General features: G+C 72.4%; 9 protein-coding genes. 7 read left to right on the top strand and 2 right to left on the bottom strand.

From position 1 onward, the window contains the following. Positions 1–9: 9 nt before the first annotated feature. Positions 10–513: a Cys-tRNA(Pro) deacylase gene (gene ybaK / locus MTO99_RS06130; protein WP_243558985.1), complete on the bottom strand. Its 504-nt coding sequence runs from the start codon at positions 511–513 to the stop codon at positions 10–12. Further along, positions 513–2,615, bottom strand: coding sequence for a glycogen debranching protein GlgX (gene glgX / locus MTO99_RS06125; protein ID WP_243557846.1), 2,103 nt, complete (start codon positions 2,613–2,615; stop codon positions 513–515). The genes ybaK and glgX overlap by 1 nt, the downstream gene beginning before the upstream one ends. Positions 2,616–2,675: 60 nt before the next feature. Here glgX and MTO99_RS06120 point away from each other — a divergent pair, with 60 nt between their 5' ends. From MTO99_RS06120 to gatB, 7 genes are all read left to right on the top strand, one after another. Beyond that, a complete protein-coding gene (locus MTO99_RS06120; RefSeq protein ID WP_243557844.1) occupies positions 2,676–3,896 on the top strand; it encodes a cysteine desulfurase family protein in 1,221 nt (406 codons plus the stop codon). Positions 3,897–3,951: 55 nt separating this feature from the next. Continuing rightward, positions 3,952–5,103, top strand: coding sequence for a tRNA 2-thiouridine(34) synthase MnmA (gene mnmA / locus MTO99_RS06115; RefSeq protein ID WP_243557842.1), 1,152 nt, complete (start codon positions 3,952–3,954; stop codon positions 5,101–5,103). Between the two features lie 61 nt (positions 5,104–5,164). Continuing rightward, positions 5,165–7,516 (top strand): NAD-dependent DNA ligase LigA, encoded by a 2,352-nt coding sequence (gene ligA / locus MTO99_RS06110; protein ID WP_243557840.1) that lies wholly within the window; start codon positions 5,165–5,167, stop codon positions 7,514–7,516. A 202-nt stretch (positions 7,517–7,718) separates the two neighbouring features. Continuing rightward, positions 7,719–9,551, top strand: a complete 1,833-nt coding sequence (locus MTO99_RS06105) for an alkaline phosphatase family protein (RefSeq protein WP_243557838.1) — start codon at positions 7,719–7,721, stop codon at positions 9,549–9,551. Positions 9,552–9,616: 65 nt separating this feature from the next. After that, on the top strand, positions 9,617–9,919 hold the full coding sequence (gene gatC / locus MTO99_RS06100) for an Asp-tRNA(Asn)/Glu-tRNA(Gln) amidotransferase subunit GatC (protein ID WP_149161785.1): 303 nt from the start codon (positions 9,617–9,619) through the stop codon (positions 9,917–9,919). Then, the gene (gatA, locus tag MTO99_RS06095) at positions 9,916–11,451 is read left to right on the top strand and encodes an Asp-tRNA(Asn)/Glu-tRNA(Gln) amidotransferase subunit GatA (RefSeq protein ID WP_243557836.1); all 1,536 of its coding nucleotides are present in this window, start codon (positions 9,916–9,918) and stop codon (positions 11,449–11,451) included. The genes gatC and gatA overlap by 4 nt, the downstream gene beginning before the upstream one ends. Then, positions 11,451–12,968, top strand: coding sequence for an Asp-tRNA(Asn)/Glu-tRNA(Gln) amidotransferase subunit GatB (gene gatB, locus MTO99_RS06090; RefSeq protein WP_243557834.1), 1,518 nt, complete (start codon positions 11,451–11,453; stop codon positions 12,966–12,968). The genes gatA and gatB overlap by 1 nt, the downstream gene beginning before the upstream one ends. Positions 12,969–13,020: the final 52 nt, after the last annotated feature.

Genomic DNA, 13,020 nt, shown 5'->3' with positions numbered 1-13,020 from the left:
GCGGGTCGCTCAGCGACCGCGGACGATCGCGGCGTACCGGCCGCCCGTGACGGCCAGCAGGTCGTCGGGCGCGAGCTCGAGGTCGAACCCGCGCCGACCGCCCGACACCAGGATCGTCTCGTACAGGATCGCCGACTCGTCGAGCACCGTCGGCAGCGGCGTCTTCTGCCCGATCGGACTGATGCCGCCCACCACGTACCCCGTCTTGCGCTCGGCGACCGCCGGGTCGGCCAGCTCGGCGCGCTTGCCGCCGACCGCGCCGGCGAGCGCCTTCAGGTCGAGCTGCTCGGCGACCGGCACGATCCCGACCGCGAGACCGTCGTCGACCGCGACCAGCAGCGTCTTGAACACCCGCTCGGGCTCGACGCCGAGCTTGTCGGCCGCCTCCAGCCCGTACGCGGTTGCGCGCGGATCGTGCTCGTAGGCGCGGGGTGCGAACGGGATGCCCGCCCGGTGCAGCGCGACCGTCGCCGGGGTGCCGGCGCTCGCCGCGGCATCCGTTCGCCTGGCCATCATGCCGCGCCGTCGGCCCGATACAGCTGCATCGACAGCCCCGACACCTCGACACGGTCGCCGGGCCGCTCCTCCTCGGCCGCCGTCGCGGGCGTTTCGCTCGCCGAATCCCACAGCAGGGTGTAGCGGTCGACCCCCTCGTGCTCGGGCAGGATCACCTCGGTGCCGGCCTCGCGCGCGTGCACGACGAGCAGGATGCGGTTCATCGGCTCGTGCTCGGGCGTCGACGCGGCGAGGTACTGCAGGGTGCGCTCGGCGGGGGAGTTCCAGTCGTCGATGGTCATGGTCTCGCCGTCGGCGTTGTACCAGTCCATCTGGCTCGCGCTCGGCACCGTCTCGCCGAACCGGCCGTACCGCACCGGCCGCAGCGCCGGGTTCTCGGCACGCAGCCGGATGAGCCGGGCGACCGTGTCGCGCAGCGACCGTTCGTCGGCGTCGAGCTGCCACGACAGCCAGGTCAGCCCGGAGTCGTGACAGTAGGCGTTGTTGTTGCCGCGCTGGGTGCGGGCGATCTCGTCGCCGGCGGTGAGCATGGGCACCCCGGCCGAGAGCAGCAGGGTGCCGAGCAGGTTGCGGATGCTGCGCCGCCGCGCCGCACGGACGGCGGGGTCGTCGGTCGGCCCCTCGACGCCGTGGTTGTACGAGCGGTTCTCGTCGGCGCCGTCGCGGTTGCCCTCGCCGTTGCCGAGGTTGTGCTTCACGTCGTAGGCGGTGAGGTCGGCGAGGGTGAACCCGTCGTGCGCGGTGATGAAGTTGAGGCTCGCGAGCGGGCCGCGGTCGTGTGCGAACGTGTTCGACGAACCGGCGAGCCGGGTCGCGAACCGCCCGATGCCGCTGCCGGCCGAGCCGCTCTCGCGCTCACGACGCAGGTCGACGAGCCAGAAGTCGCGCATCCGGTCGCGGTACCGGTCGTTCCACTCGCTGAACCCGGTCGGGAAGCTGCCGGTCTGCCAGCCGCCCGGGCCGACGTCCCACGGCTCGGCGATGAGCTTCGACGCGCCGACCACCGGGTCGGCGAGCATGCCCTGCAGCAGCGGGTGGTCGGGCGTGAAGGTCGCGTTGCGGTCGCGCCCGAGGGTCGCCGCGAGGTCGAGGCGGAACCCGTCGACGCCGAGCTCGCCCGCCCAGTACCGCATCGAGTCGAGCACGAGGCGCACCGGGGCATCCTGCCCGAAGTCGAGGGTGTTGCCGCAGCCGGTGGTGTCGACGTACCGACCGTGGGCGTCGTGCCGGTAGTAGCCCGCGTTGTCGATGCCGCGGAACCCGAACGTCGTGCCCGCGCGGCCCTCCTCGGCGGTGTGGTTGTACACCACGTCGAGCACCACCTCGAGGCCGGCCCCGTGCAGCCGCGAGACCATCTCGGCGAACTCGCGCCGCACCGCGGCCGCGCCGCCCGCCTGCGCGGCGGCCGTCGCGTACCCGGCGTGCGGGGCGAAGAAGGCGAGCGTGTTGTAACCCCAGTAGTTGACCTTGCCCTGGCGCACGAGGCGGTCTTCGGAGACGAACGCGTGCACCGGCAGCAATTCGAGCGTCGTGATGCCCAAGCCGAGGAGATGCTCGATCGACGCGTCGTGCGCGAGACCCGCGTAGGTGCCGCGCAGCTCGGCGGGCACGGCCGGGTTGGCGCGGCTGAACCCGCGCACGTGCAGCTCGTACACGACGGTGCGGTCGAGCGGTACGCGCGGCTTCGCGTCGAGCGAGCCCACGGATGCCTCGGGCCCGGCGCCGCCCGCCGCATCCAGACGGCCGAGCGCCACCCCGCGGAAGGCTCGAGGCCCGGCGGCGACGAGCCCGCGGGTGTACGGATCGAGCAGGGTCTGCGCGGGGTCGAACGCGTGCTCGGCACCCGCGGGGCCGTCCACTCGCAGCCCGTATCCGGCGCCCTCGACGAGCGCGCCGGATCGGCCCGACCACACGCCGTGCTCGTCGCGCTCGAGCGCGACCCGGTCGAGGGCCCACCCGACGTCGCCCGGCGCGTACACCTCGAGCTCGACCGACTCGGCGTTGCCGCTCCACACCCGGATCGACCCGCCGTCGGGCCCGGGTCGCACTCCCAGGTCGCGCAGCGCGTCGGGCGACGTGTCGGCAGCGGGTTCGGGCATGCGATCTACAGTAGTTCGTGCGGGCGACACGCCCGATCGGGCGAGACGGAAGGGCGGGCGATGGTCTACCTCGACCATGCGGCGACCACGCCGATGCGCCCCGAGGCGATCGCCGCGCTCACCGAGGCGCTCACGGTCGTCGGCAACCCCGCGTCGATCCACTCGCCCGGGCAGGCCGCGAAGCGGCTCCTCGAGGAATCGCGCGAACACGTCGCGGCGACGCTCGGCGCCGACCCGATCGAGGTCGTCTTCACCGGCAGCGGCACCGAGGCCGTCAACCTCGCGATCAAGGGGCTCTGGTGGCAACGGCAGACGGATGCCCCGCGCCCCCGCCTCGTCGTGCCCGCGGGCGAGCACCACGCCACGATCGACACCGTCGAATGGCTCGCCGAGCACGACGGCGCCGAGGTCGTCGAACTCCCCGTCGACGAGGTCGGCAGGCTGCGGCTCGACGCGCTCGCCGACGAGCTGCGCCGGCACGCGGCATCCGTCGCCCTCGTCTCGATGCTCTGGGCGAACAACGAGGTCGGCACGATCCAGCCCGTCGCCGAGGTCGCCGCGCGCTGCGCGGCCGCCGGCGTGCCGCTGCACGTCGACGCGATCGCGGCGTACGGGCAGGTGCCCATCCGCTTCCGCGACCTGCGCGCCGCGACGGATGCGCCGCCCGGCGCCGGGCTCGTCGCGCTCAGCGTCTCGGCGCACAAGATCGGCGGCCCGGCCGGCATCGGCGCGCTCGTGCTCGACCGCAGCGCGCGCGTGGAACCCCTGCTGCACGGCGGCGGTCAGCAGCGTCGCATCCGCTCGGGCACCCAGGATGTCGCGGCCGCCGCCGCGTTCGCCGCCGCCGCGACCGCCGTCGAGGCGGTGCGCGAGACCGACGCCGGACGCATGGCGGCCCTGCGCGACCGGCTCATCGCCGGGGTCGCGGCGGTCGCACCCGACGCGACGCTGTCGGGCGACGCCGACCCCGCCGGGCGACTCCCCGGCAACGCGCACTTCGCGTTCGCGGGCTGCGAGGGGGACTCGCTGCTGTTCCTGCTGGACGCGGCGGGCGTCGCCGTGTCGACCGGGTCGGCGTGCCAGGCCGGCGTGCCCGAGCCGTCGCACGTGCTCATGGCGATGGGCCGCACCGAGCAGGACGCGCGCGGGGCGCTGCGCATCACCCTCGGCCACGACTCGACCGACGCGGACGTCGATGCGCTCCTCGCCGCGTTGCCCGCCGCGCTCGAACGCGCCCGCCGCGCCGGCCTGGCCGCCCGCGCGACGTCCTTCGACCGCTGAGCCGCCGCCGCGATGATCCGGCGTCCTGTCAGGGCGGGTTCGTAGACTGGAACCCATGCGAGTGCTTGCAGCCATGTCGGGCGGTGTCGACAGCGCCGTCGCGGCGGCGCGCGCCGTCGAGGCCGGTCACGACGTCGTCGGCGTGCACCTCGCGCTCAGCCGCATGCCCGGCACGTTGCGCACCGGCAGCCGCGGCTGCTGCACCATCGAGGACTCGATGGACGCGCAGCGCGCCGCGAACGTGCTCGGCATCCCGTACTACGTGTGGGACTTCTCCGAGCGGTTCAAGGCCGACGTCGTCGACGACTTCATCAGCGAATACGCGGCCGGCCGCACGCCGAACCCCTGCATGCGCTGCAACGAGCGCATCAAATTCGCGGCGCTCCTCGAGAAGGCGCTCGCCCTCGGCTTCGACGCGGTCGCCACGGGCCACTACGCGAAGATCACGACGGATGCCTCGGGCCGCCGCGAGCTGCACCGCGCGAGCGCGGAGGCGAAAGACCAGTCGTACGTGCTCGGAGTGCTCACGACCGAGCAGCTCGCGCACGCGTACTTCCCGCTCGGCGACACGCCGTCGAAGCAGCTCGTCCGCGAGGAGGCGGCGCGCCGCGGCCTCAGCGTCGCGCAGAAGCCCGACTCGTACGACATCTGCTTCATCAGCGACGGCGACACGAAGGGCTGGCTCGCCGAGAAGGTCGGCACCGCGCCGGGCGACATCGTCGACCGCACCGGCGCCGTCGTCGGCTCGCACGAGGGCGCGCACGCGTACACGGTCGGCCAGCGCCGCGGCCTGCACCTCGGCACGCCCGCGCCCGACGGCAGGCCCCGATTCGTGCTCGAGGTTCGTCCGAAGGAGCGCACCGTCGTCGTCGGCCCGAAGGAGGCGCTCGCCGTCGCCGAGATCGCGGGCTCCCGGTTCAGCTGGGCGGGCGCCGACCCGGTGGAGTCGGGGCTCGTCACCGCGCCCGGCGACGAGTTCGCATGCGAGGTGCAGATCCGCGCGCACGCGGACCCGGTTCCGGCGGTCGCGTTCGTCGCGCAAGCTTCAGACGCGGATGCCTCCGGCACGGCCGAGCTCGTCGTGCGCCCCGACCGGCCGCTCGACGGCGTCGCACCCGGCCAGACCGCGGTCGTCTACGTCGGCACCCGCGTGCTCGGCCAGTGCACGATCGACCGCACGGTGTCGGCGGTGCCGGCTCCGGCCTGAGGCACCCGCTCCGGGCTGATCGGCGCCGATGCGTGTCGGAGGCCGTCCCTAGAATCGGTGCGTGAGCGAGACACGCGATGTGAGCGACATCCCCGCCGATTTCGAAGCTGCGCACGCCGAGTCCGAGGCGCTGCGCGAGCGCATCGAGACCGCACGGCTCGCCTACTACGGCGACGGCGTGTCGCCGCTCTCCGACGCCGAGTACGACACCGCATTCCATCGCCTCGAGGCGCTCGAGCGGGCGTTCCCGGCCCTGGTCGGGCAGGACAGCCCGACCCAGCAGGTCGGCGCGACCGTGGTCTCGGCGGGCTTCCCGCCGCACGAGCACGCCGAGCGCATGCTGAGTCTCGACAACGTGTTCAGCGTCGACGAGTTCCGCGACTGGGCGAACAAGGCGCAGGATGCCGCGGGGCGGCGCGTGCACTGGCTCAGCGAGCTGAAGATCGACGGGCTCGCGATCAGCCTCGCCTACCGCGACGGCGTGCTCGAGACGGCGACCACCCGCGGCGACGGGCGCGTCGGCGAAGACATCACCGAGAACATCGAGTTCATCCCGGCGATCCCGGCGAGGCTGTCGGGCGAGGGGTGGCCGTCGTTCTTCGAGGTGCGCGGCGAGGTGTTCCTGCGCTCGGCCGACTTCGAGGCGCTGAACGAGCGGCAGCACCAGTTGCAGGCCGCGTACGTCGCCGAGCAGGTCGCCCGTGGTCGCCCCGAAGACCAGGTGCCCGTGCGGTTCCCCGAGTTCGCGAACGCGCGCAACACCGCGGCCGGCAGCCTGCGCCAGCGCCGCGAGAACAAGTCGGCGCAGCAGCTCGAACTCATGCGCGAGCGGCTCGGCCGGCTCTCGCTCTACCTGCACGGCATCGGCGCGTGGCAGACCCCGCCGGTCGGCGCGCAGTCCGAGATCTACGACCTGCTCGCGGGCTGGGGGCTGCCGGTCTCGCCGCACACTCGGGTGTTCGACTCGATCGACGGCGTCGCCGGGTTCATCGAGCACTGGGGCGAGCACCGGCACGACGTCGAGCACGAGATCGACGGCATCGTGGTGAAGATCGACGAGCTCGCGCTGCACGACGAGCTCGGCGCCACCAGCCGCGCACCGCGCTGGGCGATCGCCTACAAGTACCCGCCCGAAGAGGTGTACACGAAGCTGCTCGACATCGCGGTGGGGGTCGGGCGCACCGGCCGGGCGACGCCGTACGCGATCATGGAGCCCGTCACGGTCGCCGGGTCGACGGTGCGCCAGGCGACCCTGCACAACCAGGACGTCGTGCGCGCGAAGGGCGTGCTCATCGGCGACACCGTGGTGCTGCGCAAGGCCGGCGATGTGATCCCCGAGATCCTCGGCGCGGTCGAACAGCTCCGCGACGGCACCGAGCGCGAGTGGCAGATGCCCGAGACCTGCCCAGAGTGCGGCACGACGCTGCGCCCCATGAAAGCGGGCGACATCGACCTGCGCTGCCCGAACGCGCGCGCGTGCCCCGCCCAGGTGCGCGGCCGCGTCGAGCACATCGGCTCCCGCGGCGCGCTCGACATCGAGGCGCTCGGCGAGGTGACCGCCGCCGCCCTCACCCAGCCCGTCGTTCCCGAGGTGCCGCCGCTCGTGACCGAGGCGCGGCTGTTCGACCTCACCGTCGACGAGCTCGTGCCGATCGAGGTCGTCGTCCGCGACGCCGAGACCGGCGAGCCCAAGGTCGACGAGGCGACCGGGGCGCCGATTCGGCGGGCGCCGTTCCAGAAGGTGCGCATCACCTACCCGCCGGGCACCGAGCAGCTGACCGCAGCCGAGCGGCGAGCGGCCGGCATCCGCAAAGACCACCGCGAACTGCTGCCGTCCGAGGCGGCGACGAAACTCGTCGCCGAGCTCGAGAAGGCCAAGACCAAGCCGCTGTGGCGGCTCATCGTCTCGCTCAACATCCGGCACGTCGGGCCGGTCGCGGCGCGGGCGCTCGCCGACTGGTTCGGGTCGCTCGACGCGATCCGGGCGGCGGCCCGCGACGAGCTCGCCCAGGTCGAGGGCGTCGGCGGCATCATCGCTGACGCGGTCGTCGAGTGGTTCGACGTCGACTGGCATCGCGAGATCGTCGACCGGTGGAGCGCGGCCGGAGTGCAGTGGTCGACGCCCGGGCACCCGGGGCCGGGCGCCGCCGCCGAAGCGGGCGGCGTGCTCGCCGGCCTCACCGTGGTCGCGACCGGCTCGCTCGACGGCTACACGCGCGAGGGCGCGCAGGAGGCCATCATCGCCGCGGGCGGCAAGGCCGCCTCGAGCGTGTCGAAGAAGACCGACTTCGTCGCGGCCGGCCCCGGCGCGGGGTCGAAGCTCGCCAAAGCCGAAGAGCTCGGCATCCGGGTGCTCGACGCGGCCCAGTTCCGCGTGCTGGTCACCGACGGTCCGGCCGCGCTCGACGCCTGACGCCCGCACGGCGTCCGCCCGGCGCCCGCCGTGCGTCCGCTGGGCGCGTGCAGGTCGTAGGAGATGCTCGCGGACACGCCGTCGAGGCCGGACCCGACGCGGCGTGTCGGCGACGATCTCCTACGCAAGGTGCAGGGCGGCGGACGAGGTCCGCGTGCACGGCCACTAGAGCCGCAGGCGCCCGGCGGCACAGAATGGTGGGATGAGACGCGGGGGCGGCGCATCCGACGAACACGATGCGGATGAGGCATCCGACTCGCCCGAGGCATCCGGTTCGTCTGAAGCACCCGGCCCGCTCGACGCGTCGGCGCAGACGAAGGCGGCCAGCCGACGCGACTTCCTGCGCATCGGCGGCGCGGCCGCAGCCGGTGCCGTGATCGGGGGCGCCGCGGGCGCGGCGGCCGGCGCGACGCTCGGCTACCGGGCCGGATTCGACCGCGGGGCCGACGACTTCGACGCCCTGCAGCCGCGCAGCGAGCCGGGGTTCGACCACGTCGTCGTGCTGATGGGTGAGAACCGCTCGTTCGACAACCTGCTGGGCTGGCTGTACACGCCCGACTCGCTGCCCGAGGGCGAGCGGTTCGAGGGGCTCGCGTTCGGCGAGTACGCGAATCCGGCTCCGGATGGTTCGGTGATCGCCGCGCACGTCTACGACGGCGCCACTGACGAGATCATGGGGCGGCCGAATCCCGACCCGGGCGAGGAGTACCCGCATGTCAACACCCAGCTCTTCGGCACCGTCGACCCCGAGACGAACGCCGAGCTGTACATCGAGGACATGAGCGACCCGTACAACGCGCCGCCGCCGGGTGCGGCCGCGACGATGGACGGGTTCGTGCGCGACTACGCCATCAACTGGGAGCGGCTGAAGCAGGGCGGCTCACCCACGGCCGACGACCTGCGGCAGATCATGGGCTCCTTCTCGCCCGACATGCTGCCCGTGCTCTCCACGCTCGCGAAGAGCTTCGCGGTGTTCGACGCCTGGCACTGCGCGGTGCCGTCGCAGACGTTCTGCAACCGGTCGTTCTTCCACGCGTCGACCTCGCACGGCTTCGTCACGAACAAGCACCACGGCGGGTACGACAAATGGCTCGATGCGGATGCTTCGCCGACGATCTTCAACCGCCTCGAAGACGCCGGCCTCAGCTGGCGGATCTACTTCGACGACCTGCAGCTCGTCTCCTTCACCGGCGTGCTGCACGCGCCGGCGCTCGAGCGCTACTGGCGCACCGACCACTTCGCGACGATGGATCGGTTCGAGCAGGATGCCGCGGAGGGCACCCTGCCCGCGTACGCCTTCATCGAGCCGCGGATGATCTACAACCACAACGACTTCCATCCGCCGGTCGGCAAGCTCCGCGAGAGCGACGTGGGCGGTGAGGAGATCGTCGACAGCGCGCTCAGCGACGTCCGTGCGGGCGAAGCGCTGGTGCACCGGGTGTACGAGGCGATCCGCACCAGCCGCACACCCGACGGCTCGAACGCGGTGAACACGCTGCTGCTCATCACGTTCGACGAGCACGGCGGCACGTACGACCACGTGGTGCCGCCGGCCGGGCGGCCGCCGCACGCCGACGGGGAGCCGGGGGAGATGGGCTTCACCTTCGACCGCCTCGGCTGCCGGGTGCCGACGATCGCGGTGTCGGCGTACACCCAGGCCGGCACGATCATCCACGACGAGATGCACCACGCCGCGGTCATCGCCACGCTCTGCCGGCTGCACGGACTGAAGCCGCTCACGCAGCGCGACGACGGCGCGAACGACCTGTTCAACGTCGTCAACCTGCCGGCCCCGAGGCATCCCGATGCCTGGCCCGTGACCCACCCGCAGTACGTGCCGCCCAATCCTGAGGCGACCGCCCCGCATCCGGCGCACGCGCACAAGGACAAGCCGTTGAGCCCGCCCGCGAAGGGGCTGCTGGGCCTGCTTATCGCGAAGTACGGCAAGGCGGGTGAGCCCGAGCCCGAGACGTACGCCGACGCCTATCGGCTGCTGCATCAGTACGGCGACGGGCTGTTCGGCGTCGATGCGTGAGTCGCCGACCGCGAGGCGGCGCTCGGTAGGATTGATCGATCCCCATCCCGAGACGACGGAGCAGCATGTCCGAAATCAGTGCGGAGCAGGTCGCGCATCTCGCGAACCTCGCCCGCATCGCGCTCACCGAGGACGAGATCGAGCACCTCACGACGGAGCTCGGCCAGATCATGCAGGCGGTCGAGCAGGTGAATCAGGTCGCCACGCCCGACGTGCCGCCGACCAGCCACCCGATCCCGATGCAGAACGTGTTCCGCGACGACGTCGTGGGCGATACGGTGCTCACGGCCGAGCAGGCCGTCTCGGGTGCGCCCGAGGCCGACGGCGGCCGGTTCGTGGTCTCCGCGATCCTGGGGGAGGAGCAGTGAGCGCCGAACTGACCAGGCTGGATGCCTCCGCGCTCGCGGCGAAGCTCGCCGCGGGCGAGGTGTCGAGCGTCGAGGCGACGAAGGCGCATCTCGACCGCATCGCGGCCGTCGACGGCGCGGTGCATGCGTTCCTGCACGTCGCGGGCGAGCGTGCGCTCGCCGACGCCGCCGAGGTCGACCGCCGTCGCGCGGCGGGCGAACCGCTGGGCGAACTCGCGGGCGTGCCGATCGCCGTGAAGGACGTGCTCGTGACCGGGGGCATGCCCTCGACCGCGGGCTCCCGCATCCTCGAGGGCTGGGTGCCGCCGTACGACGCGACGCCGGTGCGCAAGGTGCGCGAGGCGGGGCTCATCCCGCTCGGCAAGACCAACATGGACGAGTTCGCGATGGGCTCGTCGACCGAGCACTCGGCCTATGGTCCGACGTTCAACCCGTGGGACCTCGAGCGCATCCCCGGTGGTTCGGGCGGTGGCTCGGCGGCGGCGGTCGCCGCGTTCGAGGCGCCGCTCGCGCTCGGCAGCGACACGGGCGGGTCGATCCGCCAGCCCGCGCACGTGACCGGCACGGTCGGCGTGAAGCCGACGTACGGCGCGGTGAGCCGCTACGGCTCGATCGCGCTCGCGTCGAGCCTCGACCAGATCGGCCCGGTGACGCGCACGGTGCTCGATGCGGCGCTGCTGCAGGACGTGATCGCGGGGCACGACCCGCACGACTCCACGTCGATCCCCGACGCGTGGCCGTCGATGGCCGAAGCGGTGCGCAATGCCGACGTGCGGGGCCTGCGCATCGGCGTCGTGAAGGAGCTCGATTCCGAGGGCTTCCAGGCCGGCGTGCGCCAGCGATTCCATGAGGCACTCGACCTGCTCGAGCGCAACGGCGCCGAGATCGTCGAGGTCGGCGCGCCGAACTTCGAGCACTCGATCGCGGCGTACTACCTGATCCTCCCGGCCGAGGCGAGCTCGAACCTGGCCAAGTTCGATTCGGTGCGGTTCGGTCTGCGGGTGACGCCCGAGGGCGGCGGCACGGTCGAGCAGGTGATGGCGGCGACCCGCGAGGCGGGCTTCGGCCCCGAGGTGAAGCGCCGCATCATCCTCGGCACCTACGCCCTGTCGGCCGGCTACTACGACGCGTACTACGGCAGCGCGCAGAAGGTGCGCACGCTCGTGCAGCGCGACTTCGACGCCGCGTTCGCCAAGGTCGACGTGCTCGCCACTCCCACCGCCCCGACCACGGCGTTCAAGCTCGGCGAGAAGCTCGACGATCCGCTGGCGATGTACCTGAATGATGTGGCGACGATCCCCGCGAACCTCGCGGGTGTGCCCGGTATCTCGGTGCCCGCGGGGCTCGCGCCCGAGGACGGCCTGCCGGTCGGCATCCAGTTCCTCGCGCCGGCGCGTGAAGACGCCCGCCTGTACAACGTGGGCGGGGCGCTCGAGCAGCTGCTCACCGCGGAGTGGGGCGGTCGCCTGCTCGACCGCGCACCCGACCTGTCCACCCATGAGCTGCTCGCGACCGAGGAAGGTGCCGTCTGATGGCCCGCGCCGAACTGATGGACTACGACAAGGCGCTCGAGCTGTTCGAGCCGGTCATCGGCCTCGAGGTGCACGTCGAGCTCAACACCGAGACGAAGATGTTCTCGCCGGCCCCGAACCCGGCGAACGCGAAGTACCACGGCGCCGAGCCGAACACGCTGGTCTCGCCGGTGTGCCTCGGCCTGCCGGGGTCGCTTCCGGTGGTGAACGGCGAGGCCGTGCGCAAGTCGATCTCGCTCGGGCTCGCGCTCGGCTGCTCGATCGCCGAGTCGAGCCGGTTCGCCCGCAAGAACTACTTCTACCCCGACCTCGCGAAGAACTATCAGATCTCGCAGTACGACGAGCCGATCGCGTACGAGGGCTCGGTCGAGGTCGAGATCGACGGCGGCAAAGTCTTCCAGGTGCCGATCGAGCGCGCCCACATGGAGGAGGACGCGGGCAAGCTCACGCACGTCGGCGGCTCGACGGGTCGCATCCACGGCGCCGAGTACTCGCTCGTCGACTACAACCGCGCGGGTGTGCCGCTGGTCGAGATCGTCACGAAGCCGATCTTCGGTGCCGAGGCGGATGCTCCCGCGCTGGCGCGCGCGTATGTGTCGACGATTCGCGACATCGCCCTCGCGCTCGGCATCTCGGAGGCGCGTATGGAGCGCGGGAATCTGCGCTGCGACGCGAACGTGTCGCTGCGCCCCCGCGGCGAGCAGAAGCTCGGCATTCGCACCGAGACGAAGAATGTGAACTCGTTCCGCTCGATCGAGCGTGCGGTGCGCTACGAGATCCAGCGTCAGGCGGCGATCCTCGCGAAGGGCGGGTCGATCACGCAGGAGACCCGGCACTGGCACGAGGATTCGGGCACCACGAGCCCGGGCCGTCCGAAGTCCGACGCCGACGACTACCGGTACTTCCCCGAGCCCGACCTGCTGCCCGTCGTGCCGTCGGCGGAGCTCATCGCGGAGTTGCGCGCCGCGCTTCCCGAGCCGCCGGCCGCGCGTCGGCGCCGGCTCAAGGCCGAGTGGGGCTTCACCGACGAGGAGTTCCAGCTCGTGGCGAACTCGGGCATGTTGAACGAGCTGGCCGAGACCGTCGCTGCCGGCGCCACGCCCGCCGCCGCGCGCAAGTGGTGGACGGGTGAGATCGCGCGCCTCGCGAACCAGCGCGAGACGGATGCCTCGGGCCTCGTGTCGCCCCAGCACGTCGCCGAGCTCGCCGCGCTGGTCGAGGACGGCACCCTCACCGACCGGCTCGCCCGGCAGGTGCTCGAGGGCGTCATCGACGGCGAAGGCTCGCCGCAGCAGGTCGTCGATGCCCGCGGTCTCGCGGTGGTCTCCGACGACGGCGCGTTGATCGCGGCCATCGATCAGGCGCTCGCGGCCCAGCCCGACGTGCTCGAGAAGATCCGCGACGGCAAGGTGCAGGCCGCCGGCGCGGTCATCGGCGCGGTCATGAAGGCCATGCAGGGCAAGGCCGACGCCGCGCGCGTGCGCGAACTCGTCCTGGAGCGCGCCGCGCAGGCGTAGCCCCTCGCGAGTGATCCGCCAGCCGAGGCGCGAGCACCGGCCGGTGGAAGCG

Origin of the sequence: Agromyces larvae (genome assembly GCF_022811705.1) — a bacterium.
In the GTDB taxonomy this organism is placed as follows: Bacteria; Actinomycetota; Actinomycetes; order Actinomycetales; family Microbacteriaceae; genus Agromyces; species Agromyces larvae.
Note: the sequence above shows the minus strand (reverse complement) of the source record. Positions and strands in the feature narration are given on the sequence as shown.